This is a genomic window from Leptospira sp. GIMC2001 (genome assembly GCF_028462125.1).
Classification (GTDB): domain Bacteria; phylum Spirochaetota; class Leptospiria; order Leptospirales; family Leptospiraceae.
Genome location: NZ_CP115468.1, coordinates 1506634 through 1531975, shown reverse-complemented (window position 1 = coordinate 1531975; position 25342 = coordinate 1506634). Strand labels below are relative to the sequence as shown.

Annotated in this window: 23 protein-coding genes; 21 read left to right on the top strand and 2 right to left on the bottom strand. The window is 33.2% G+C overall.

Annotation, left to right across the window (positions count from 1 at the left end):
- Positions 1-192: 192 nt before the first annotated feature.
- The 8 genes from O4O04_RS08405 (at position 193) to O4O04_RS08370 (ending at position 9078) form a co-directional block, all read left to right on the top strand.
- A complete protein-coding gene (locus O4O04_RS08405; protein WP_272535397.1) occupies positions 193-627 on the top strand; it encodes a hypothetical protein in 435 nt (144 codons plus the stop codon).
- A complete protein-coding gene (locus O4O04_RS08400; protein WP_272535396.1) occupies positions 628-1188 on the top strand; it encodes a hypothetical protein in 561 nt (186 codons plus the stop codon). It begins immediately after the preceding gene.
- Positions 1189-2541: 1353 nt separating this feature from the next.
- Positions 2542-3732 (top strand): hypothetical protein, encoded by a 1191-nt coding sequence (locus O4O04_RS08395; protein WP_272535394.1) that lies wholly within the window; start codon positions 2542-2544, stop codon positions 3730-3732.
- A gap of 521 nt (positions 3733-4253) precedes the next feature.
- A complete protein-coding gene (locus O4O04_RS08390) occupies positions 4254-4634 on the top strand; it encodes a hypothetical protein (RefSeq protein WP_272535392.1) in 381 nt (126 codons plus the stop codon).
- A 480-nt stretch (positions 4635-5114) separates the two neighbouring features.
- Positions 5115-5459 carry a winged helix-turn-helix domain-containing protein gene (locus O4O04_RS08385; RefSeq protein WP_272536050.1) on the top strand — a complete coding sequence of 115 codons (345 nt, stop codon included), beginning with the start codon at positions 5115-5117 and terminating at the stop codon, positions 5457-5459.
- Positions 5446-6009 carry a hypothetical protein gene (locus O4O04_RS08380; RefSeq protein WP_272535235.1) on the top strand — a complete coding sequence of 188 codons (564 nt, stop codon included), beginning with the start codon at positions 5446-5448 and terminating at the stop codon, positions 6007-6009. The genes O4O04_RS08385 and O4O04_RS08380 overlap by 14 nt, the downstream gene beginning before the upstream one ends.
- Positions 6010-8497: 2488 nt before the next feature.
- Positions 8498-8704 carry an AbrB/MazE/SpoVT family DNA-binding domain-containing protein gene (locus O4O04_RS08375; protein WP_272535390.1) on the top strand — a complete coding sequence of 69 codons (207 nt, stop codon included), beginning with the start codon at positions 8498-8500 and terminating at the stop codon, positions 8702-8704.
- A complete protein-coding gene (locus O4O04_RS08370) occupies positions 8701-9078 on the top strand; it encodes a type II toxin-antitoxin system VapC family toxin (RefSeq protein ID WP_272535389.1) in 378 nt (125 codons plus the stop codon). Before O4O04_RS08375 ends, O4O04_RS08370 begins: the two co-directional genes overlap by 4 nt.
- 582 nt (positions 9079-9660) lie before the next feature.
- Here the strand turns inward: O4O04_RS08370 and O4O04_RS08365 are convergent.
- Entirely contained in the window at positions 9661-10227 is a 567-nt protein-coding gene (locus O4O04_RS08365; RefSeq protein ID WP_272535387.1) for an ImmA/IrrE family metallo-endopeptidase, read from the bottom strand.
- A 2-nt stretch (positions 10228-10229) separates the two neighbouring features.
- Positions 10230-10592, bottom strand: a complete 363-nt coding sequence (locus tag O4O04_RS08360) for a helix-turn-helix domain-containing protein (RefSeq protein WP_272535386.1) — start codon at positions 10590-10592, stop codon at positions 10230-10232.
- Between the two features lie 339 nt (positions 10593-10931).
- Between O4O04_RS08360 and O4O04_RS08355 the strand changes: the two genes are divergently transcribed.
- The 13 genes from O4O04_RS08355 (at position 10932) to O4O04_RS08295 (ending at position 24646) form a co-directional block, all read left to right on the top strand.
- The gene (locus O4O04_RS08355) at positions 10932-11363 is read left to right on the top strand and encodes a GNAT family N-acetyltransferase (RefSeq protein WP_272535385.1); all 432 of its coding nucleotides are present in this window, start codon (positions 10932-10934) and stop codon (positions 11361-11363) included.
- Between the two features lie 581 nt (positions 11364-11944).
- A complete protein-coding gene (locus O4O04_RS08350; protein WP_272535384.1) occupies positions 11945-12772 on the top strand; it encodes a DUF2971 domain-containing protein in 828 nt (275 codons plus the stop codon).
- Between the two features lie 249 nt (positions 12773-13021).
- Positions 13022-14011 carry an SH3 domain-containing protein gene (locus tag O4O04_RS08345; RefSeq protein WP_272535383.1) on the top strand — a complete coding sequence of 330 codons (990 nt, stop codon included), beginning with the start codon at positions 13022-13024 and terminating at the stop codon, positions 14009-14011.
- A gap of 414 nt (positions 14012-14425) precedes the next feature.
- A complete protein-coding gene (locus O4O04_RS08340) occupies positions 14426-14704 on the top strand; it encodes a type II toxin-antitoxin system RelE/ParE family toxin (protein WP_272535375.1) in 279 nt (92 codons plus the stop codon).
- On the top strand, positions 14704-15000 hold the full coding sequence (locus O4O04_RS08335; protein WP_272535374.1) for a HigA family addiction module antitoxin: 297 nt from the start codon (positions 14704-14706) through the stop codon (positions 14998-15000). The genes O4O04_RS08340 and O4O04_RS08335 overlap by 1 nt, the downstream gene beginning before the upstream one ends.
- Positions 15001-15607: 607 nt before the next feature.
- On the top strand, positions 15608-16123 hold the full coding sequence (locus O4O04_RS08330) for a hypothetical protein (RefSeq protein WP_272535373.1): 516 nt from the start codon (positions 15608-15610) through the stop codon (positions 16121-16123).
- Between the two features lie 37 nt (positions 16124-16160).
- On the top strand, positions 16161-16829 hold the full coding sequence (locus O4O04_RS08325) for a hypothetical protein (protein WP_272535371.1): 669 nt from the start codon (positions 16161-16163) through the stop codon (positions 16827-16829).
- Positions 16830-17395: 566 nt separating this feature from the next.
- Complete coding sequence (locus O4O04_RS08320) at positions 17396-19072, top strand: DUF262 domain-containing protein (protein ID WP_272535370.1); 1677 nt, start codon at positions 17396-17398, stop codon at positions 19070-19072.
- Positions 19073-20119: 1047 nt separating this feature from the next.
- Positions 20120-20554 (top strand): ankyrin repeat domain-containing protein, encoded by a 435-nt coding sequence (locus tag O4O04_RS08315; RefSeq protein WP_272535369.1) that lies wholly within the window; start codon positions 20120-20122, stop codon positions 20552-20554.
- A gap of 514 nt (positions 20555-21068) precedes the next feature.
- The gene (locus O4O04_RS08310; protein WP_272535367.1) at positions 21069-21530 is read left to right on the top strand and encodes a hypothetical protein; all 462 of its coding nucleotides are present in this window, start codon (positions 21069-21071) and stop codon (positions 21528-21530) included.
- Between the two features lie 1461 nt (positions 21531-22991).
- A complete protein-coding gene (locus tag O4O04_RS08305; protein ID WP_272535202.1) occupies positions 22992-23534 on the top strand; it encodes a hypothetical protein in 543 nt (180 codons plus the stop codon).
- A gap of 45 nt (positions 23535-23579) precedes the next feature.
- Positions 23580-23846 (top strand): transposase, encoded by a 267-nt coding sequence (locus O4O04_RS08300; protein ID WP_272535201.1) that lies wholly within the window; start codon positions 23580-23582, stop codon positions 23844-23846.
- Complete coding sequence (locus O4O04_RS08295) at positions 23843-24646, top strand: IS3 family transposase (RefSeq protein WP_272535200.1); 804 nt, start codon at positions 23843-23845, stop codon at positions 24644-24646. Before O4O04_RS08300 ends, O4O04_RS08295 begins: the two co-directional genes overlap by 4 nt.
- The last annotated feature ends 696 nt before the right edge of the window (positions 24647-25342 follow it).

Sequence of the window (25342 nt, the reverse complement as noted above, 5' to 3'; positions counted from 1 at the left end):
CTCAAAGACAGTATTTTTAAGTTAGCGTGCCAAAACTACAAATAACTCCGACTACCCACTGCGCTCTGAATGTCGCTAAAGCGACCGCAGAGCTTGGTCTACGACACATAAATTCTTCGCTAACGTCTCTTCGAGACTCGGCTCGAATTTACGTCGGGTAGTCTGAACCGTTATCTGCAATTGTCCAAATAAATGAAAACACAAAAAATACTCAAAAATTCATTACATTTTAGATCAGCAATAGAAAAGATAAGAAAAAATCTTTCAGTGAGCTTTATAAACTTTCCCCGCGGATCCTGTGGATATGCAACAATTTTACTCGGTACTTATCTGCTAGAAAATAATCTTGGTCAATTTTTTTATACACTAGGAGATTATCACAGTTCGAATAATGAATGGTCTTCTCACGCTTGGCTCCAGCAAGGAGAATTGATTGTTGATATTACAGCCGATCAATTTGAGGAGATTGAGCAAAAAGTAATAGTAACAAAAGATTCAACTTGGCACCAGAACCTAAAGGGAAAAAGACAGGAATTAGCAGATTTAAATATTTACAAAGGTTATGCTTTTAATGTTTTAGTGAATGATTATAATCTTATTTTAGACCGAATGAATAAGGATAAATAATTGGAAAGACCAACAGCGCAGAATGTTCGCTCGCTCAACGATTCATTTTATAAGATTACAAAAAATAAAATCCCATCGGACACCGTTTCCCTTTTTTTCTCAAAGTTTCAGCTAAACACTGAAATCGAGCCTATTCTAATGAAGGTTACTTTATTAAACAAACTATATAGTACAAATATTCTGGATGTTTATTCAGTAGCAATTCATATAAAAGAATTGAAAGTTGACAATGACTTAAACAACGGAAACTTGCAGCTGATTGATAAAATAAAGAAAATAAAAATTAAAGAAAAATGTTTCAATTTCTACTCATTTTCAACAAAATTCTGTAACAAACATAACTCGAACAGCTTTCCCATTTACGATTCATATGTTGATAAAGCTTTATGTTATTTTAGAGATAAAGATAATTTTTTTTCTTTCAAAAAACAAAATTTAAAAGATTATACATCTTTTGTTGACATATTCTATGAATTTAGATATTTTTATGAATTAGATGGATGCTCAAACGATGAAATTGATATCTACCTTTGGTCTATAGGAAAAGTACTAATTAACTAGGCACAACTGCAGATAACTTTCGCTTGCCGCATCGCCGGAATACCGGCTCGGTCTTCGACACATTCCTCTCCGTCACGCTTCTTGCAAAGGCAAGAAGACGTGCCGACGCTAACGCCTCCTCTGGAGGCTCAGCTACGAGGAACGTCGGCAAGCTCATTCGTTATCTGTAACCGCCTTTAAGAGCGGACATCGTGTCCGCTTTTTTATTTTTAAAAGAATTCAATTAAAGAAAAAAAGTTTAAACCGCCCTATTACATTAATGGTTACTATAAGAGTGAAGTATAAGCCTAGCTCAGTTGATATTATATAATTTTTTCACTGAATGTTTGTAAAAGATCAAAGACACTTCATTCAGATCTGAATTAATATCTTCTTTTTAATAAAATTTGAGTCAAAGTTGATTTCAGAGATTTTGTATTAATTTCGGTTCTCAGTTTATAATTAAGATCTAAAACATTTGATATTTAAAAAAGTAAATGAAAGATTAATTCTTTAAGATTGTATTAAAAATTCTAAGAAGAAGATAGAAAGAAAGAAAGAAAAAAAAAGAAGGTATTACTCTATTACATTGTTTATCTATTTCTACTTTCGGTTTTAGTAAATAATATTTGTTATACGCAATCTCCAAACGTCAATCAACGTTATCAAGATTGAAAAAATGAAAGATTCAGTAGCGGATGTGAAGTTCGAGAGATAATTTTTCACTTCAGACTCAATTTGCTCTTATTTGAATTGAAAGCAATTAAATGCAATATGAATACTGCCTAAAAAAGTCGGCTTCCGTGCCGAGAAGATGGCGGCTACAGATAACACCAACTATCCGCTGCGCCTGAAATACAGGCTTGGTCTGCGACACATAAATCCTAGTCACGATTCTTGCATTGCAAGAATTCGTGCCAACGCTACCGCCTCTTTGAGGCTCAGCTAGGATTTACGTCCGATAGTCAGACCGTTAGTAGTAATTTGGGCTGTTGATTGAAAGTAAGGTTTTATTCTTTTCGAAAACCGCTTAATAAATCAAAAAGCAATAAGGTTTTGCTGAGTTTAAATTTTGACGATTCAATTATGCTATTCATAGGCAATTCGGAAGTGAAAATTAATTGAGAGAAGTCGGCAAAATCTTAAGGTAGAAAGATGCTTTAGTCGGATCGCGGTTTTCTCAAAGACAGGAAGACTAAGTAAGCGTGCCCAAACTACTACTAACTCCGACTACCCACTGCGCTCTGATTGTCGCTGAAGCGACTGCAGAGCTTGGTCTACGACACATAAATTCAGCGCTAACGTCTCTTTGAGACTCAGCTCGAATTTACGTCGGGTAGTCTGAATCGTTAGTCGTCAATTCATATATCTACCATGACTAGATCAGAAAAATTAACAAAAGAATTGTGTGAATTAGCTTTCTTAAAAATGTGGAGTCATCCAAATCCAAAAAGATTAGACAATAATAAAGAATTAACTGATCTATTAGTTTATGTCCATCCATATGTAATTATTTTTTCCGTGAAGGAAATCAATTTATCTTCTGAAAGAGATGAAAATATTCGGGAAAAAAGATGGTATAAAAAGGCTATAACGAACTCTATAAAACAGATATTGGGAGCAGAAAGAGCTTTATTAGGAAATATTAAATTTTATGGAACTAACAATCAGATTTTAAATTTAAATAATATCGAGGAAGTAAAATTTTATAGAATAGCGATTGCTTTCGGAAGTGAAGGTAATTTTACTTACAGACATGAACTTTTTAACGGAAAATATATTCATATATTTGATGAAATATCCACATTATTAATTTTCAAGGAATTGAATACAATAATGGATTTTGTTAATTATTTAGATAAAAAAGAATCTTTCACTAATGGAAAAGAAATTATTACTGAAAGAGAAATTGATATGATTGCATACTATTGCAAAAACAATAAGGAATTCCCAGATGTAAACATAAATACATTTTTTGAAAAAGGAATTTGGGAAAATTATTTAAAACATCCTTCATACTATAAAAAATTAAATGAAGAAAGAAAAAGTTATTTTTGGGATAATTTGATAAATCATTTTTCATTTCATCAATTTAATAAAACTTTAGTATTAAATTCTAGTTCGCTAGAAGAGCCCTTAAGGTTATTAGCTTTAGAAAGTAGATTCAATAGGAGAATTCTTAGTATTTCATTTCTAGATATATTGGAGAATCATTTAGATCTCGAAAAAGTAAGTACGAGAACAATTATATCACCTTCAGGAATTGTGTACATTTTTTTCATAATGGATATCCGATCAGATTATAAAAGATTAAATGATTTAAGAAGAAATATATTATATAAAAAATGCGTTGCAACAAGATATTTATGTAAAGATAAAAAAATAATAATTGGTATAGGTGTAAATCCTTTTATGGAAATACTTGAAAGTGTAGATTTGATTTATTTTGAATTAAATGAAATGTCAGAAGATTTTATTGAAGAGGCAAGTATGTATATCAAAAAATTAGGCATACATTCTAACGTTCAAATTACAGAAAAATTTATTAAGGAATATCCAGATTAAGTGAATCGACGACTAACTTTCGCTTGCCGCATCGCCGGAATACCGGCTCGGTCTTCGACACATTCCTCTCCGTCACGCTTCTTGCAGAGCAAGAAGACGTGCCGACGCTAACGCCTCCTCTGGAGGCTCAGCTACGAGGAACGTCGGCAAGCTCATTCGTTATTCGTAATTGTCCATTATACTCTTTTTGATCGGCTCATATTCGCCTTGCAAATTTAGTATAAAAGTGAAATTGATTGATTAATAATTGAAAAAGAAAATTGCTAAGATTTATCACTTGCTTTTTAACAAGAAAGAAACAAATGAATAAAAAAATAAATAGAAAGTAGTTAAGGTAAGGAATTTAATCTTTATAATTGGTTTATTTATATTTTTTTTCTGCGAATTAAATAATAGAGATATACTGATATTATTTGGTTTTTTTAGTTAAACTACATTAAAGTTAATTTCAACAAATTCTTGTTATTTAATAGTTGACAAAATATTATTCAAAAATAGGTTTAAGTTTAAGAGGAGAATGTATGATTCGAAATACGATCTTAATATTAGTTTTAGTCTTTGGATGCAGTCCATCGGCACCTCCAGAAATTTTTCCATATAATTTCGTGAACGCTAAGGAAGAGAAAAATGGAAAGATCCTTAGTAATCTGGAACTTTATGCTTATGAAGGAGAGTTTGATCTCGAACAATTGAAACGTTTTGTTAAAAAAAATTCAGATAGAATGGACAAAATGGATCGATATAATTGGTATTTTATTGCAATTTTTAATACAAAGGAAAAAGCGAAATTCCCTAAAGCCCCTTTGACTGCTGCGTATGGATTAGATGATAATACTATGAAAAACATTAGGGTATATTATACATACAACAGAATGAATGGATTTAAAGAGATTAATATTTAGAAAAAAAAATATGTTTGAGAGCGCGCCACAAACCATAAAGCCTTAATTGATAATCATCATATTATTTTTGTTAAATAGTTTATGATAATATAAAATATAATTATTAGCAATTCAGATTGTTTTGAAGGAAAATATTTCAATTTCAGTGTCAGAATTCAAAATACTATTCATTAAAATTTTAAGAAAAGATTTGAATGGTATATTTGAGACTAATGTAATTATATAATTGGGACAACTACGAATAACTTTCGCTTGCCGCTCCGCCGGAATACCGGCTCGGTCTTCGACACATTCCTCTTCGTCACGCTTCTTGCAAAAGCAAGAAGACGTGCCGACGCTAACGCCTCCTTTGGAGGCTCAGCTACGAGGAACGTCGGCAAGCTCATTCGTTAAGCGTAATTCCGAATGTGACTATATTTTAGTTTATATGAACTAAAATATAGTTGATTAAATTTGAGTAAAAAACACAGTAGTATTGTGATGGTTTTGGATGGAATATTTGGAAATAAGACAGCTTCGAAAGTTCTCATTCATCTTTTCCATTACAATGAATTACATGCCTCCGCCATTGCTAAAGATTATGGTGTAGCACTTACACCTATTAAAAATCAATTAGAAAGATTTGAAAAAGCTGGGGTACTAGTTTCAAAGAATATAGGAAAGTCTCGAGTCTATTCGTTTAATCCCAAATCGCCTTTCGTTAAAGGTCTCAAGTTAATTTTAGAGGTTTATTATAATTCACTTTCAATAAATGATAAAGAAATTCTGTTCTCTTCAAGGCGACGCCCAAGGGACAAAGGAAAGCCAGTTTATGGAAGAACCTAACTGGGAAAAAGTAACGGAAGAAGATCTTTGGAAATTTGTTGGTTGGCATCTTGCTAATAAAGGAATAAGTTCCGTATTAGTTGGAGGTTCCGTAGTTTCTATTTATTCTAAAGGCGCATACAGATCTGGTGATTTAGATATGGTTGAACCATTGATATCTCGCGGCAAAGAAATAAGAGAAACGATGGAAGCATTAAATTTTAAAAAATTTGGAAGGCATTATCGCCATCCAATGTGCGCTCATCTATTTGTTGAATTTGTTTCTTCGCCAGTTTCGATTGGTGATGATTATAGAATAAAACCAGATGAAATAGAAGTTGATGGAAAAATATTAAGGATACTCTCTCCAACCGATTGTGTTAAAGATCGTTTAGCATCTTTTTTCTATTTTAAATCTCGGGATTGTCTAGATCAAGCAGTGTTAGTCGCAAGCAATCAAAGGATATACTTTGATAAAGTAAAAGAATGGTGTTTAAATGAACCAGGAGCCGGAATAGAAGGTTATCTTGAATTTGAAAAAGCTCTCAAAATATTTCGGAACAACGCTTAACTTTCGCTTGCCGCATCGCCGGAATACCGGCTCGGTCTTCGACACATTCCTCTTCGTCACGCTTCTTGCAAAGGCAAGAAGTCGTTCCGACGCTAACGCCTCCTTTGGAGGCTCAGCTACGAGGAACGTCGGCAAGCTCATTCGTTATCTGCAACTGCCTGGAAGAGCGGACATCGTGTCCGCTTATTGAATAAAAAAGGACGAATTTAAAAAGCCTTTAAGAGAATATTGTTTTGTTTCAAGAAAGGTCTAATTAATTTCACATAACACGAATAAAATAATAAGACAAAGAAAGTAAATTCAAATCCACATTTGATGAGATCGATAATTTTTGATTTAAAAAAACTATTGAATAAGTTTTGTCAAAGATTATATTTGGAATTGAAAACGTAAGATCTGAATACCAATTCTTCATTGAAGTAAAACGATGTTCATCTCGAGTTCTACAAGTTTTATTTGAAATTGATTCAAAGAAAAAGAAAGACTTTTTAAACTCATTTTTGGTGTTTATCATTGTTAATAATAGTTTTGAAAGTTTTATAAAAGCAAATTCCTGATTTACTAGAACATCTTTTTGGTAGCGAATACCGATAAAATTTTAGAATTAAATCTATTTTTAGGTTTCAAAATTTTAATTTGAAAAAAATAAAGTACGCTTATAAAGCTGTCTCATGAGTGTATGTTCTACAGTTTCACTAAAGTTTTATGTGAAAAACATAAAAATTATCTCAGAAAAATTGCCTTTATAAGCGGACGTTCTAAGTTAAAAGATCAAAGAAAAAAAAAGGAATTACACTTAAGCGATCTAAATGAACTTAGATTTAAGTTTATTTACAAAAAGAATCAGATTATTAAAGTTTATTTTGAAAGTTATCGGCATCCATGCCTCAATGACGGCAGCAGCAGATAACAATGACCATCCGCTGCGCACTGAGTTCTAGAAGAACCCAGTGCTTGGTCTTCGACACATAGATCCTAGTCACGATTCTTGCAAAAGCAAGAATACGTGCCAACGGTAACGCCTCCTATGGAGGCTCACCTAGGATCTACGTCGGATAGTCTTACCGTTATTTGTAATTTTGGCTTTTAATTGAAAGTCGGGTTTAACTCTTTTCGAAAACCGCTTAATAAATCAGAAAGTATTAGGGATTAGCTTGGCTTAAACTTGCTCGATTCAATTATGCTAAGTGAATTATCTCTGAAAGTGAAAGTTTGTTGAGAGAATTCGGCAAATTCCTAATGTAAGAAGATGCCTCAGTCGGATCGCGGTTTTCTCAAAGACAGTATTTTTAAGTTAGCGTGCCAAAACTACAAATAACTCCGACTACCCACTGCGCTCTGAATGTCGCTAAAGCGACTGCAGAGCTTGGTCTACGACACATAAATTCTTCGCTAACGTCTCTGCGAGACTCGGCTCGAATTTACGTCGGGTAGTCTGAATCGTTATCTGCAACCGCCTAGAAGAGCGGACATCGTGTCCGCTTTTTTATATTTAAAAGAATTAATTCAGAGGAAGAAAGTTTTAACCGCCTATTATTGTAAAAACTAATTAGAATGTGAATTAAAGGATTTGTTCAGATGATATTGCTGTTTTAGCTTATTTCATGTTTACAAAAGATCAAAGAAGCTTCATTCAGATTTTAGTTTTGCTTTTCATTATTAAATTATTATTACCTTCTCTAAATTGAAATTCCCAGATTGATTTAGGTTCTCAGCGGATAAAGAAAATAAAAGCTATTAACCAATTAAGTTTGTTAATACTTTTTCGCTTTCGTTTGTTGAAAAATTTAAAAAAATCAAAGAATTAACTTTTAATTTTCCAACAAAGTTTTGCTATTCTGATTTTCGCATTACGTATAAGCTATATGTTATACGCAATCTCCAAACGCCAATCAACGATTTCAAGATTGAAAAAATGAAAGATTCAGAGGCGGATGTGAAGTTCGAGAGATAATTTTTCTCTTCAGATTCAATTTGCTCTTATTTGAATTGAAAGCAATTAATCAAGACAAAAATACTGTCTAGGAACTTCGGCATCCGTGCCGAGAAGATGGCGGCTACAGATAACACCAACTATCCGCTGCGCCTGAAATACAGGCTTGGTCTGCGACACATAAATCCTAGTCACGATTCTTGCAAGGCAAGAATTCGTGCCAACGCTAACGCCTCCTTGAGGCTCAGCTAGGATTTACGTCGGATAGTCAGACCGTTAGACGGCATATGTCTTAGCTCAACCTGAATTAGAAATTTTTTACTCAAATTAATTTAATGATTCAATAAAACTTCTTATTTAAAGGTGCAATGTATTACGGCGTTTTGAGTATTTAAAACAAAAAACTTAAGTAATACATTACTATCATTGATCTTAATTTATAGTATTCATCGGTTTTCCTTTTCTAGGTTTAATCATAAGAAATGTGATCGATTTTAACATTTAAGATGTTGATTTTTATCGATCAGTCTCTAGTGTTACAAATGAGGTATCGATATGAGTCAAGTTAAGGTTTCACCGAAATTTCAAGTCGTAATTCCTAAAGAAATTAGAGATCTAATTGGTGTCAAAGTTGGTATGAAACTTGAAATAGTTACATTTGGAAATAGAATTGAATTAATACCGATTGAACCAATTAAGAAATTAAGAGGTTTAATACCAGATTTAAATACTGAAATTGAACGAGAAGGCGATAGAATTTGAATGTTGTCGATTCTTCAGGCTGGTTAGAATATTTTAGTGGATCATCGAGATCGGATCTCTTTGCCGAAGCCATAGAAAAAACCAATGAATTATTAGTTCCAAGTATCTCAATATTTGAAATTTTTAAAAAAGTGTGTAAAGAGCATGGTGAAGACAAAGCATTGAAAATCGTCGCTCACATGCAGCAGGGACGAGTAATTGATTTAGATTCACGAATCGCAATATATGCAGCGAAAGTAAGTATTAATAAAAATATACCTATGGCTGACAGTTTAATTTATTCTACAGCATATTTAAACAACGCAATTCTATGGACGCAAGATAATGATTTCAGAGGATTAGAAGGAGTAAAATTCTTTAATAAGAAAAAATAACATACGCCGTCTAACTCCGCGTTACTGGAAACGTCTTCGCTCCTTTGCCTTGAATGAAGAGGAGCTTCAGACCCATTCGGGTGTCACTACGATTGCCCTGCTCTCTTCGTTCACAGCAATCTCGTGCCAACGCCAATGTCTCCTTTGGAGACTCGGCTATCCCGAACGGCAGCAACGCTCCTCGTTATTTGTAATTTTGGCTTTTAATTGAAAGTCGGGTTTAATTCTTTTCGAAAACCGCTTAATAAATCAGAAAGTATTAGGGATTAGCTTGGCTTAAACTTGCTCGATTCAATTATGCTAAGTGAATTATCTCTGAAAGTGAAAGTTTGTTGAGAGAATTCGGCAAATTCCTAATGTAAGAAGATGCCTCAGTCGGATCGCGGTTTTCTCAAAGACAGTATTTTTAAGTTAGCGTGCCAAAACTACAAATAACTCCGACTACCCACTGCGCTCTGAATGTCGCTAAAGCGACTGCAGAGCTTGGTCTACGACACATAAATTCAGCGCTAACGTCTCTTCGAGACTCGGCTCGAATTTACGTCGGGTAGTCTGAATCGTTATACGAAAGTGCAAAAAAAATTAGGCTATACTTCTCAAACGAACTTCTACAACCTGTTTCGAAACTTTGAATTTATTAGCTAATAACATGGCAGGATCTGAAACTTTTCGAACATTAAAATTATCTCTAAGCTTTTCAAGTTCATCAACTAAATCTTTTTTACTTACGAGTAATCCTCCGGCAAATTCATTTGCTTGCCATTCTAATCTACTATAATCACTTTCTGACAAATTAGAAATAAAATTTCTATAATCTTCGCAAGAATTCACATCATACGAACCATAAAAACTTCTATGAAGAACGTAGTGCCCTACTTCATGGGCAAGACCAAATCTCAATCTTGGTAATAGCCTATCGTTATTATATAACTCAGAATCAACTATAATTTTCTTAAAATCTGAAGTAAGGTAAGTTTCTGTTCCCCCATCCCTTAAAAGATTAGGAAGAGGTATAATTTCCAATTTTAAGTGTCTTTCAATTATTATTTCGATATCGACAGGAAAACTTTGAGGCCAATACTGGCCTCGAAAATCTTCAACTTTGCAATGTAGTTCATCTTTGTTTAGATATTTAACTTTCTTTTCCAAACTTACACTCCTTTTTTTAATAATCCGATTAGATTATCAATTTCCTCACTTGTAGGTTTTTGATTTCTTACAGTTCTTAAAAAAGCAGGCAACAAACCTAATATCTCTGGATTCTCAACAATGTCATCTGGTATCCGTCCAGCATCGATGCGTGCTAAATCGATTAATTCAGACATATTTTGAGACTCCTTTCTTAGCTTTAATGCTTTGCCGATTTTATACAACTTCTCCATTTCTTGAGGAGGATTTAAAACTCCTCTTTCAACCTTGCTCCAATTGCTCGGATCTTCCTGGATTTCCCGGCAAAATTCTCGAAGACCAAGATCAATCATCAGTCTATGCTCTTTTACCTTTTCCCCAAACATTCATTTTTTCTCCTATTTAACTTCCTGTATATGTGGTATCATTATAACCACATGTGGTAAAATGTCAACCACATTCTAAAGAAAAAATGTTAATTTTGAAATTATTTGCACCTTCGTATAACTTTCGCTTGCCGCATCGCCGGAATACCGGCTCGGTCTTCGACACATTCCTCTTCGTCACGCTTCTTGCAGAGCAAGAAGACGTGCCGACGCTAACGTCCAGCACCATTTTAAACGTTCGCTAAGCTCACTAAATGGTGCTGGACTCAGCTACGAGGAACGTCGGCAAGCTCATTCGTTATTCGAAAGCACTTAAAGTCCATGATCTAATTTAACGCAATGATTGATTCACAAATTATTATTCGAAAGGCTGTGACAGATGATATTCAAGGAGTGTATGACTTAGTGGAACTATTTTCTACGACGTTTAAAGTTGATTTCGAATGCTTTAAAGTTACATACAGCGAAAATATAATTGATGAAAAATCTATTATTTTGGTAGCCATGTTAGATAAAAAGATAATAGGTTATTGTCTTGGTTTTTTTCATTCAACGTTTTATGCAAATGGAAAAGTTGCTATTTTAGAAGAAATTATGGTTATGGAGAAGTTCAGAAGAAAAAAAGTTGGCGAAATGTTGATGAGGGATTTTGAGAATTGGGCAAAATCAAATAATATATCTATAATCGGACTAGCTACACGAAGAGCTGCTTTCTTCTATGAAGCACTTAACTATGAAAATTCTGCTTTATATTTTCGAAAACTAATCTAAGGATAGTCGTTTTTTTTATTTTCGAATAATTTTTATTTTCAGACTCAATTCATAACAGATTGAACTTTAAACTCATTTTAGTATGTTTAAAATAATTTATAGACAGTTTCAATAATTAATAAAGTCCAACATAATTTTCTAATTGATCAGATTTAAGCTTTCTCTAGTTTCGGAATGGACAATGATCGAGAAAGATATTACTCATTAGAGAGTCCCATTTCATTTTTTTTGAGATTAAGTCATTGTGAGCCTGTTCATAATGTGAATTTAGCAAACTTACTAATTTTGCGCGACTGTTTCAATTGCCCATGCCTGCGCGTTTAAAAAAAATAAAAAATTAGTATTGCTAATTTGACAATTTCGTTAAATTATATATACATTCAAATATATAAGAAGTGCCTTCGAATAACTTTCGCTTGCCGCATCGCCGGATTACCGGCTCGGTCTTCGACACATTCCTCTCCGTCACGCTTCTTGCAAAAGCAAGAAGCCGTGCCGACGCTAACGCCTCCTGTGGAGGCTCAGCTACGAGGAACGTCGGCAAGCTCATTCGTTAGCTGCCATTATCGAAGCACTATATTATGATTTATCAATACGCCTCACTCGGAAAGTACCATTTATCGAATCTTAAAAACAGATGGATACATTTTTCAAATGTTAATACCTTTAATGATCCATTTGATTCTGAAATCAGAGTGCGGCATGAGGGTACCGAAGAGCAGTGGCGAAATTATTTGAAAAAGAACGGGGAAAGTTCCAAGAGTATAGAACAGAAAATTTGGATGCTGAAAGCCATTGCGGTTGCGAATAATACAGATCAGAATCGATTATATTTCCCGCGAAAGGAAAATATACGCTATAATGCATATGTTTCTTGCTTTTCTCGGCGATTTGACAGCATCCTGATGTGGTCTCACTATGCTCACAATCATACTGGCTTTGCACGAGGTTTTGAGCCTAAAGTAGATGAAAATCTTGAATATATTGACATTGAAAAAGGTCAGCTAGAATACCTTGGATTGGGTGATATTGGTCGTTTTGTTTTATTTGATGTGCTATATAGCAGTGACCCACCTCCAACAGCGAATGGACTTATTGAAGATCAATATGTTGAGCGATTTTTGAAAACTAAATATATTGATTGGGCTTATGAGCAGGAGGTTCGGGCGTTCTGTTTGAATTCATGGATGAAAAATGAAGATATTATACATTCAATAGATTGCTTAAAGGAGCTTATTTTCGGTCTAAAAACACCTATTGAGGATATGAAGAGCATGACGGTAGCATTAAAGGAAAGTGGGGCTAGAGATGTGAAACTATATCGCTGCGAGAGATTACCAGATTCATTTCTGATCCAGAAAAGGGAAATTGTCGATATAGATGCTGAAATAAACAATAACGGCAGCTAACTCCGCTCAATCGGAAACCCCCTGCGCCCTTTGAAGCTATGGAAGAGGGCTTGGGGCAATTGTCGTGGCACTGCAATTGCTTTACCTCACTTCGTTCGTCGCAATTTCGTGCCAACGCTAACGTCTTGAATTTCTAATCCTCAGGCACGGAGGCCTTCGGGAAATTCAAGACTCAGCTATCGACAACTGCGATTGAGCTCCTCGTTGTGCGTAATTTTAAAAACGTTTTCTGAGAATTTAAATTTTTCTATGAAGATTTCAATTTTAATTATATTCTTTGTTTTGTATTGTTCTGAAAATAAATCTGACAAGCAAAATGTTATTTTATCGGAAGAAAAATCTAGTCAACACAATGAAGTATATTCAAACTTTATCGTTACAGCTAAGAGCGGTTTAGTCTTAAGAGAAATTCCCGATGCCTCATCTCAAGCTATTTTAACGATTCCATGGAATTCCATAGTTCATAAAATTGAAGATACAAATTTATTTTTTATAACTGAAAATGTTGAAGGAAAGTGGTTTAAAGTAGTCTATAATTTCAGTATTGGATATGTTTTTTCTGGGTTTTTAAAGGAAGATACAACTTCAAAATCGAATATTGAATATTTATTTATAGATTCTAAACCTGAGGTGCAATTTGAATATGATAAAAAAGAAGAAAGAAATGCAACTTTAGAATTTGGTTCCTATAGATTTACTTTTCCACCAAAGATAAACTCTAAAGTTTATTTTTATCCTTTTTCAAATAAAATAAAAAAACCTATTAAATTAAATGTGAGTTTTGTTGAATTTCAATATTTTGATGATTCCGGTGATAGTACTTTTAGGAAAGGATTTTTGGAAGCTTCTGAAGGATTATATGGAAGATTTAGGGTGAATTTTGATAAAATAAACGATAGGGATTATATAAACGATTTAATATTACAAGGACTATTCTATCCTTATGGAATTATCATTTATCCCAAAGTAGATAAATTTGTTTGTTTAAAAAAGGAGAATATTATTAACCTTGATCTTCCTGACAATTTAAATTCTTTAGAATTTGCTATTGATATTAATGGAGATTTGAAGCCAGATATTTTAAGATATCGCATAGTTACTGGTATAAGCGATACCCGGAAAATTTGGACTAAAAATAAATCCGAACAGTGGACAGTTTACGAAGAATATTCTTCTAAAAATTATGACTATGAAGTGGAAGAGGACGGTCTTTATCATCCACAGTATTTATGTAATTAAAACTACGCACAACTCCGCGTTACTGGAAACATCTTCGCTCCTTTGTCTTTAAGGAAGCGGAGCTTCAGACCCATTCGGGTGTCACTACGATTGCCCTGCTCTCTTCGTTCACAGCAATCTCGTGCCAACGCCAACGTCTCCTTTGGAGACTCGGCTATCCCGAACGGCAGCAACGCTCCTCGTTATTCGCCAGTTTACTCAATATTAGAATTTAGAATTACGAATAAATAATTTCATTATTCAGCTATTCTATTGGATCAATTAATTTAAGAATAGTGTAGATACAGGTTTAAGATTATTTTAGATCAGTTAGATCTCCATCATTTTAGTTTAGAAAAAAATAAATAAGATTATTTACGATGTAATGTAAAAAAAGTTTTGACACTGTAACCCTTTAGTTTACATTAACCTCAGGTGATAAAATCTTTTTTACATAAAGGATTGGAGGAATTTTTCAACACAGGAAGTAAAAGAGGAATAAAGCCTGATCATGTGGGAAAGATTGGTCGTATTTTGGATAGATTAGATTCGTCAAAGAATACAGCCGATATGAATTTACCAGGATTCAAGTTACATTCACTTAAAGGTGATAAAAAAAATCGTTGGTCTGTCTGGGTGAATGGTAATTGGAGAATTACGTTTGAATTTATTGATAATGACGCTATATTACTGAATTATGAGGATTATCATTAATGAATCGATTAAAAGGTAGAAAGCCGACTCATCCAGGTGCAGTCTTATTGGAAGATGTAATTAAACCATTGAATTTGACTATATCGGAAGCGGCGAAAAGTTTAGGAATATCACGAAAGACACTTTCCGAAATAGTAAATCAGAAATCAGGTGTTTCTCCGAAGATGGCTTTAAGAATAGGGTATGCCACCAATACATCAGCAGAAAGTTGGATTAACATGCAGGGCAAGTATGATCTTTGGATTGCAATGCAAGAAAAGATGAATAATATAGAAAAGTTTCCAATTGCAGTTTAAGATTAATAAAAAAACCGGCGAATAACTCCGCGTTACTGGAAACGTCTTCGCTCCTTTGCCTTTGAAGAAGCGGAGCTTCAGACCCATTCGGGTGTCACTGCGATTGCTTTTTCGCTTTGCTCAAGCAATCTCGTGCCAACGCCAACGTCTCCTTTGGAGACTCGGCTATCCCGAACGGCAGTAACGCTCCTCGTTATTTGTAATTTTGGCTTCTAATTGAAAGTCAGGTATGATTCTTTTCGAAAACCGCTTAATAAATCAGAAAGTCTTAGGGATTAGCTTGGCTTAAACTTGCTCGATTCAATTATGCTAAGTGCATTATCTCCGAAAGTGAAAGTTTATTGAGAGAATTCGGCAAATTCTTAATGTAGAAAGATGCTGCAGTCGGATCGCGGTTTTCTCAAAGACATTAATTTTAAGTTAGCGTGCCAAAACTACAAATAACTCCGACTACCCACTGCGCTCTGATTGTCGCTGAAGCGACTGCAGAGCTTGGTCTTCGACACATAAATTCAGCGCTAACGTCTCTTCGAGACTCAGCTCGAATTTACGTCGGGTAGTCTGAATCGTTATGCGAAATCTTATAAAATTAAAAAGAGGAAAAACAATGAAAAAGATAATCTTTATTCTAATAGCAACGACAATGAGTTGCGCAGCTTCACAAAAAGGTTATAAGTCTATATCACCCCAATCTAGAATAATAGTAAAAAATGATAAAATAGAAGATCGCTCAATTTATACTCATGAAGATTTTGTAGGTTATTTCTCTAAAAAGTCTATCGAATTATATATAATTAAAATGGGTAAGAAAAAATATTTAAGAATTGTTTTTTCTTATACTGGAAATGATTGGATTTTTTTTGAAAGAATGATATTGTCAGGAGTTAATGAAAAAATTGAGTATTCAATTGATAGTTTTGATAAGTTTACTAATGTTAATAGTAATGCCTCGGTAATAGAAAAAGCCGATTTAAAAATTGAAGATGCAAAATTAAAAGTTCTAAAAAATATATTTTCAAACTCATTTACTTTAAGACTTTCGGGGAAATACTATACGGATGAAGAATATAGAGATTGCGATGCATGTTTAGAGTTAATTGATTTCTATGAAAAATTAGATTAATAAAAAAAATAAATTTATTGATGTTTTTTCTCAATATATGACTCGTAATAAAAATTATTCATGGGATATACTGGAACTTGATGAAGGGACTAAAGGAACATTTTCAGTTTACGTTAAGAAAAATAAGAAAGAACTAAAATCTAAATTTTCAGTAACATATTCAGATTTGCATAAAATGTTAGAAACTGTGAAAAAGGTAATAATAAGATCTGAGGAGAAAAATTGGAAAGATATTAAAGTAATTTGGAGTGCAATAGGATATATGTTATACATTTCTCTTGAATCAAAACATGCAATCGAATTATTGACTTATGAAACAGATTTTGATAAGCAACGATTATATATAAAAAATATAATTAATATTATCTATGAATCACTCAATGATCTCGAAAATTTACTTGGAGGAAAAATATCTAAAGAATTAATTACGCTGGGAATTAATAAAGAAATCTTAGATGAATTAAAGATGGAACGGAATAAAGTCCATAATTTTAAGAAGAGTTATTTTTCGGATCTCCAATATGTTAGAAATGCTTTTTGCAGTCATAGAGATCAGAATTTTATTGAGTACGACAATATATATAAAGCAATTGAAAAATCATCCATTATGAAATTAGTCTTTCTTTATGATGATATCATCAATTCTCTAGGAAAGCCCATGACAAATATTATGAATGAATCGAATCGACTGAAAACATCAACGTGAAAAAGACTTCGCATAACTTTCGCTTGCCGCATCGCCGGAATTCCGGCTCGGTCTTCGACACATTCCTCTTAGTCACGCTTCTTGCAGAGCAAGAAGACGTGCCAACGCTAACGCCTCCTTTGGAGGCTCAGCTACGAGGAACGTCGGCAAGCTCATTCGTTATTTCTAATTTTGGCTTCTAATTGAAAGTCGGGTTTAATTCTTTTCGAAAACCGCTTAATAAATTAGAAAGTAATAGGGATTAGCTTTGCTTAAACTTGCTCGATTCAATTATGCTATGTGCATTATCTCGGAAAGTGAAAGTATGTTGAGAGAATTCGGCAAATTCCTAATGTAAGAAGATGCCTCAGTCGGATCGCGGTTTTCTCAAAGACAGTATTTTTAAGTTAGCGTGCCAAAACTACAAATAACTCCGACTACCCACTGCGCTCTGAATGTCGCTAAAGCGACTGCAGAGCTTGGTCTACGACACATAAATTCAGCGCTAACGTCTCTTCGAGACTCGGCTCGAATTTACGTCGGGTAGTCTGAATCGTTAGCCGCAATAATAATAAAAAAGGAAAAATATGAAAATTACCTCAATAGACAGAAACATTAAAAAATTATTTGACTCAGGATTTTACAGAATCCCAAGATTTCAAAGACCTTATTCATGGGATAGAGATAACTTAGATGAGTTTTGGAATGATGTTAAAGAAAATGAAAGCGGAGACTACTTCCTTGGTTCAATGGTAGTTTATAAACATGATGGTGAATCTTATAACTTAGTTGATGGTCAACAAAGATTAACAACTATTACAATTCTTCTTTGTACCATAAGAAATCGATTCAGTGAATTATTACAAAAGAATCTTGCATCAGGAATACATAATATCATCGAAAGAGCAGATATTAATAATAAACATCAATATATTATTCAAACTGAAACTTCCTATCCGTATTTTCAAGAGCATATTCAAAAATTTGGTCAACCAGATGTTAATCCTTCTTTTCAAAATGAAGAAAGAAGACTTAAAGAAGCATACGATTTTTTTAAAGAAAAATTACTAGAAGTAGCTAAAACTAATAAAGAAAAAGAAATTCAGTCATTAAAAAACCTAAGGGACAAAATACTTTCTCTTAGTTTTGTTTATATCGAATTAGATAATGAAGAAGACGCTTACATTATTTTCGAAACCTTAAATACGAGAGGGAAAGATCTTTCTGCGTCTGATTTGATTAAAAATTTATACACTAAATTGATAAAAAATCAAAATAAACATGTAGATTTAGTAAAAGATAAATGGAAGAAGCTAGTAGAGAATATACAGGATATTTCTTCTTCAACGCAAATTGATCAATTTATGCTTCATTATTGGCTATCCCAAGGTAAATATATAAATTTAAAAAATCTATATAAAAATTATAAAAAAACAGTCACTAAAAATACTGCAAAAACATCTTTGGATGAATTAATTGTTAATAGTGAGTATTATAAAGAAGTATTAATTCCTAATAAAAATAATTTCTCTAAACAAGAATATCCATTGTATGATTCAATTAAAGCAATGACTATTTTTGGATTGTTACAGAATGCTCCTTTATCGCTTGCGATTTTTAGGCATTATAAAAATAAAATTATATCAATGAAAATGGCCAAAGATTGGTTTAATACAATAGAAAAATTTCATTACATTTATACGGCTATCACTTCTAGTCGTTCTACTGGTGGAATGTCCTCTCTTCATGCCGGTGCAGCAAGAAATTTAGCAAACGAAATTGATAAGGATAAAATTTCAAAGCAATTAAAAGAATTTAAAGGGAAATTGAAGACTAAGTTTCCAGAATATAATTTGTTTTTATATAATTTTCAAAATCTTAACTTTACTTCGAGCCAACAGAAAGATAAAAAATTAGTTCAATATACATTAAAAAAATTGTTAGAACATCATGTTAAAAATTCTCCACTAACAATAGATTATGAAAATTTGACTATTGAACATTTAGCTCCTGAAAATCCATCACAAGGAAAAAAATCTAAAGTTAAGAATATTGGAAGTATAGGAAATCTTTTATTTATTAGTACAGCATTACAAAACAAATTAAAAAATAAGGCATTTGAAGAAAAATTGAAAATTATAAAAAATGAAAAATTTCCTATTGATAGTTATTTGAATAATATGAATATAATTAATGATAAAGAAGTAAAGAAAAGAACGGACTATCTCGCTAAAATATTATATGAAGATATATTTAGTCTTTAATTATTACTGCGGCTAACTCCGCCCACCTGGAGACGTCCTCGCTCCTTTGTTTTTAACGAAGAGGAGCTTCAGACCCATTCGGGAGTCACTTCGATTGCTTTTCTCGACTTTGTCTCGATGCAATCTCGTGCCAACGCTAACGTGTCCTTCGGACACTCAGCTATCCCGAACGGCAGGTAGGCTCCTCGTTAGTCCTCATCGCCTTTAAGAGCGGACATCGTGTCCGCTTTTTTTATTTATTAAAGAAAAAATCAAAGATTCGAAAAAAATGGAAATTTCAAGTTCTTAACTTCAGAGCATTACGTTTTTTAGTAATAAAAAAGATCTATATTTTTTTTCGATTTCTTTAGTTCTAAATAATACAATGTTTATGCTCGAATATTTCATTTTCTCATTCTATGCTATCTTATCAATTTCTTAATCATTTCTATTAAAAATCAATTTAAAGTTCTTAATAAATACCTTGTTTGAAAGTGATTTAATATGACTTTTTAATAATGTCGTGAGTGTAAATCACTGTTGCTTTCAGTGAATCAGCGTTTCTCGTAAACAGTGATTAAGAAATCAAATTATATGTTCCAGACAAAAAGAAAGATTCTACGATTCTTTTATTTCAAAACTTAAATATATAACATTTCAAACAATGTTATATACAATTTACAAAGTTAAGATAATTTTGAAAGATAAATTTTCTAGAACATCGCCTACCCTCTTTCTTTTCCGTTCATTATTACTTTATTAAGTATAAAGCATTCCATTTATCGTTTTTTTATATTTCTAATTTGCGAAGCTCAAAATAATTATAGATTATTAAAATAATTAATAGAAAGAACTAAGAGCAACCATCGGCCTCCCTGCCGAATTTAAGGCGACGAGGACTAACTCCGACTATCCGCTGCGCCTGGAATACAGGCTTGGTCTACGACACATAAATCCTAGTCACGATTCTTGCATTGCAAGAATTCGTGCCAACGCTAATGTCTCTACGAGACTCAGCTAGGATTTACGTCGGATAGTCTGAACGTTAGGCGAAAGAAGCTAAATAAAATGAATAAAAAACTACCAAAAAAGAAAGATAGACCTGGTGTAGATAAATATGGACGAACGCCATTACATAATGCTATACTTGCAAAAGATTGCGGACTAATCGATTCTTTGATAAATTCTGAAATAAACATCGATGCTCAAGACGACGACGGTTTTACAGCTTTACATTTTTCAGCTATGAATTTAGAAACCGAAATCATTAATAAATTATTAAGAAATAAGGCTACTGTCGATATACAAGATTCTCATGGAAATACTGCACTTTGGAGAGCGGTATTTAACTTAAGAGATGGAGATATTAATATTTTAGAAATATTTTTAAAGGAAGGTGCAAACCCTAATTTAAAAAATAAATATGGTGTTAGTCCTTATGATTTTGCTCAGACAATCAAAAATACGAAATTAATTGAACTTTTCAAAAAAGAATCAAAATAATTATAATAATATGATATAGATGTTATAGATTCAAATTTCATAAGTCATCAATAAATATAAAATTGAATAATTACATTGTATTTTAAATATCTTTTTATAGTGGAATCTTTTACGGATATTTTATACTTTATTATAAGCGCTTTCAAAAAGTGAATATTTATTCAATTAAATTTGATATTATCAAATATCCATATTGATATTTTTCTACTTATTTTGATTTGGGATTGCTTAGAATTTTGTAGTAAAGTGGTAGATGAAATATACCCTAGAAAGTAGATCTATATGAAGCTTCCTTCGCCTAACTCCGCGTTACTGGTAACGTCTTCGCTCCTTTGCCTTTAAGGAAGCGGAGCTTCAGACCCATCCGGGTGTCACTACGATTGCTTTTTTCACTTCGTTCGAAGCAATCTCGTGCCAACGCCAACGTCTCCTTTGGAGACTCGGCTAACCCGAACGGCAGCAACGCTCCTCGTTATTCGACATTGGTTTTTAATATAAGGATGGATGTATAAAATTGAAAATTAATCGTATTTTGAGTTTCTTGTTCATTCTCTTATTTCTATTTATATTTAACTCTTGCCCGAATGCTGGCGTAGACACAGCAGATGTCATTTCGGCAAATAGAGCACTTGAAAGATATTTTGACCTGATGTGGGCTAAATATTCCTTTTGCACAAGTATTGGATTTAAATATGCTTCGGATGCCACCCCTTTTGGAGCACTTTCTTGTTCCGATTCCACTTTTGATAATAATGAAGGTAATTATGTTTGGTTAAGGGATTATAATAATTGTGTGAGAAATATATCTCTTTCACCATGCCCAGACAATAACACCAGTTTTGCATATTGGGTTGAGTTTATGCTCGATACTTGCAAGATTTCAGAGGCCTATTATATTAACAGCTACAAACCTTTTCAGGGTAAAATAATCGGTGAACCTAGAAATTTAGATAGTACTGTTTCTAGTTGTTTATAAAACTTAAAAGATTTATTTTATAGTTTGATTGCGAAACCTGCCTCATATCGAAATTGCCAAGTGACAATATTTTGTATAAAAAGAGAACACCTATGCTGTCATATCTTTTAAGATAGCTTTAGTTAAAATAAGAAATTTAAGGAATAAATTATTATAATAAATAGGAAACTTAATGATTAATTTTCAGTAGGCTTGTTAATAATGATACCTTTGCTATTGCAAAAGTCATTTTTAAAATTGATCATTAGAAATACGGTTTCCTAGCCTACTTTAGATTAAAAAATGTTCGATAAAAATAATAAGCAAATTAGTATCTGAAAACCAGCCACGTCCTTTTCAGCGAAATCTAAACACAAATATTTAAATCGCTTTCCAGTTTAGATTAACCAACGTCGAATAACTCCGCGTTACTGGAAACGTCTTCGCTCCTTTGTCCTTGAAGAAGCGGAGCTTCAGACCCATTCGGGTGTCACTATGATTGCTCTGCTCTCTTCGTTCACAGCAATCTCGTGCCAACGCCAACGTCTCCTTTGGAGACTCGGCTATCCCGAACGGCAGTAACGCTCCTCGTTATTCGCAACCGCCTAGAAGAGCGGACATCGTGTCCGCTTATTGAAAATAAAAAGAAAAATTTTAAAAGAATAGATAGCTATTTCCGAGGGAAATGGTCGTGCTGTTCGAATTTCTAAAGTAGGAATTAATTTAAAAGGAGAAAATACAAAAAGAATGTCCCAAACCTATTCGAAAGAGAGATTTTATCTTCATTCAAAATACTAATTGAGAATGTTCTAACTTAAATTGAATTTGACCTCGAAATTGGTAATTTAAAATTAAAAATAAAGATGAAGTTGGATGTTAAACGTATCTAAAAGTAATTTTATACGAAAGTGATTCAAAGAAAATGAAAGACTTTTTGAATTCGTTTTACATGTTATTCATTGCTTCAATGAAATAGGAAAGCTGGTTTTGAAAAATGCAAGTTAAGAAAAGGAAGATTTTGGTATCACATTTAACCACGAAGTAAATTTTTAAAAAGAAAAATCCGAAGATCGCCAACAAAGTTCATTGAATAGTGGATGTATTTTATTTCCGAGAAGGTTTGAATTTTTAAAAAGTTTCACTTATTTTCCACAATTTAAGTTTCCAAACGGACGTTCCAAGTTGAAAGACCAAAGAATTCAAATATCACCTAGGCAGTCTGTGTAATCTGAGATTTAAATTGATATTCAAAGAGAATCTGATTATTAGACTTTATCTTGAAAGTTATCGGCATCCCTGCCTCGAAGACGGCGGCAGCGAATAACACCAACTATCCGCTGCGCCTGAAATACAGGCTTGGTCTACGACACATAAATCCTAGTCACGATTCTAGCAAGGCAAGAATGCGTGCCAACGCTAACGCCTCTTTGAGGCTCAGCTAGGATTTACGTCGGATAGTCAGACCGTTAAGCGCAATAGCTTATGTTAAATGACAATAAAAATGAAAATATGATTTTTAAGCTCATATTGAAAATAAGTCAATTTCGATTAAAAAGAAATTTCAATAGAAAGTTTAAAAATTTAGAAAAAACGTTATCGTTGATACATGATGCAAACAGCTTCACCTTAAATAATAAACTCGTTTATCATAATACTATTTGGAATTTTGCAGGCTTCGTAAACATATGTTCCTATGATCTAGCTGTTGCTGGATATGAAATGCTTTTCACTAATCATCATTGGAAACGTGTTTATTTTGCGCGACAAGCTGCTTTAATAATATTCGAGGCATCCGAAGATATACCTCAGTTAATGGGAAGAAAATTACGGACAGCTATCTCGACTCTTCCTAACAGCCAGTCACTTATTGCTGAATTAAATCAGATTAATGCAAATTTTACTGATTATAAAAGAGAGAAGAGAGCTTCACTTGAGAGAATACGTCATTTTACGATAGGACATAGAGATCACGATATGGAAGATGTAATGGAAATTATTTTGAATAACCTGCCCCCCAAAAACTGAACCGATTAATAAGTTAGTTTTCACCGATGATAATAGGAGAAAACAATGGCAAAAAAGAAATTTCAAGAATCAGAGATCTATAAAGTTCTTAAGGAAGCAGAATCAGGTATTCCCATTAAGGAAGTTGCTAGAAAATATGGGATAACTGAGCAAACCTTCTACCGATGGCGGAACAAATATGGAGGAATGGAGATGAGTGATATGAAACTTTTAAAATCACTTGAAAATGAAAATTCCAACCTAAAAAGATTAGTAGCTGAACAAGCTTTAGAAATCCAAGCGATTAAGAATGTTTTAGGAAAAAAGTTTTGAACAGGGAGCATAAAGAGAAAGCAGTATCCCTGTTAATTCAAGAAGGACTTTCTCAAAATAGCAGTCTGAAACTTTTAGAATATCCCAAGTCGACATTTTACTATAAAAGTAAACCACCAGATACTGATACAATAGATGAGATTAGAAGACTGGCTTTTCGACGAAAGCGAGATGGCTATCGACGAATATACAAAAAGATACGTCGATCGGGAAAGATTGTAAATCATAAAAAGATTTACCGTTTATATCGATTAGAAGGGCTAAAAATAAGGACAAAATCAAATAAACGAAAGAAAACAATACCATCTAAGCCTTTAGAACTCCCAACAAAATCAAATCAAGTTTGGTCTATGGATTTCGTTTTTGAGAGAACATTGGATCAGAGAAAACAAAGAATACTAACAGGGATTGATCACTTCAGCAGGGAATATTCAATTCTTCATGTAGAATATTCTTTTTCCTCACTTAAGTTAATTCAATTTTTAGATTCTCTAGAAAATCTTCCAAGATCTTTTGTCTTAGATAATGGAACGGAATTTACCTCTACGGCATTTAGAGAATGGGCTGAAAATAAAGGTATAGATATCCATTTTATTGATAAAGGAAAGCTTACTCAGAATGCATTTATAGAAAGCTTCAATGGTAAGCTGAGAGATGAGTGTTTGAATCTTAACTTATTTAAAAACCAAAATGAATTATCTAAAGCCTTAGAAATATATCAAAAGGATTATAATGAGGAAAGACTTCATTCTTCATTAAACTACTTGACCCCATTGGAATATAAGTTGAAGTTTGGATAAGATTTTATTGAAAACTAACTTATTTATTGGTACTGAAAATGGGGGCAGGTCATGAATATTGATATTCCAGAAATTCGAAATATGATTTTTTCATTTGACAATCACTTAAACACTTTAGGACCATTTTTACAAAAGCTTATGAATGAGAGTTCTAGTCAAATCCCAAGGTAACTTATCCTTAATCCAACATTCTTATAGCATTACTTTTTTAATATCATTGACAGTTTCTCAAATAAAAACGAATCTTTCATTTCGAAGCTAACGTAAAAACCTGGAAAAGCTACTGCGCTTAACTCCGTCTACCTGTAAAAACCCTCGCTCCTCGTCCTTAGGTAGCGGAGCTTCGGGTCCATTCGGGAGTCACTGCGATTGCTTTGACTCACTTTGTTCGTCGCAATCTCGTGCCAACGGTAACGCCTCAGGTTTCTAATCCTCAGGCACGGAGCCCTTCGGGAAACCAGAGGCTCACCTATCCCGAACGGCAGGTAGACTCCTCGTTATCTGTAACCGCCTTTAAGAGCGGACGTCCTGTCCGCTTTTTTTAAATTTAAAAGAATTAATTCAAAGAAAGAGAGTTTTAACCGCTTATTATTGTAAAAACTAATAAGAATGTGAATTAAAGGTTTTGTTCAGATGAAATTGCTGTTTTAGTTTATTCTCAGTTTACAAAAGATCAAAGAAGCTTCATTCAGATTT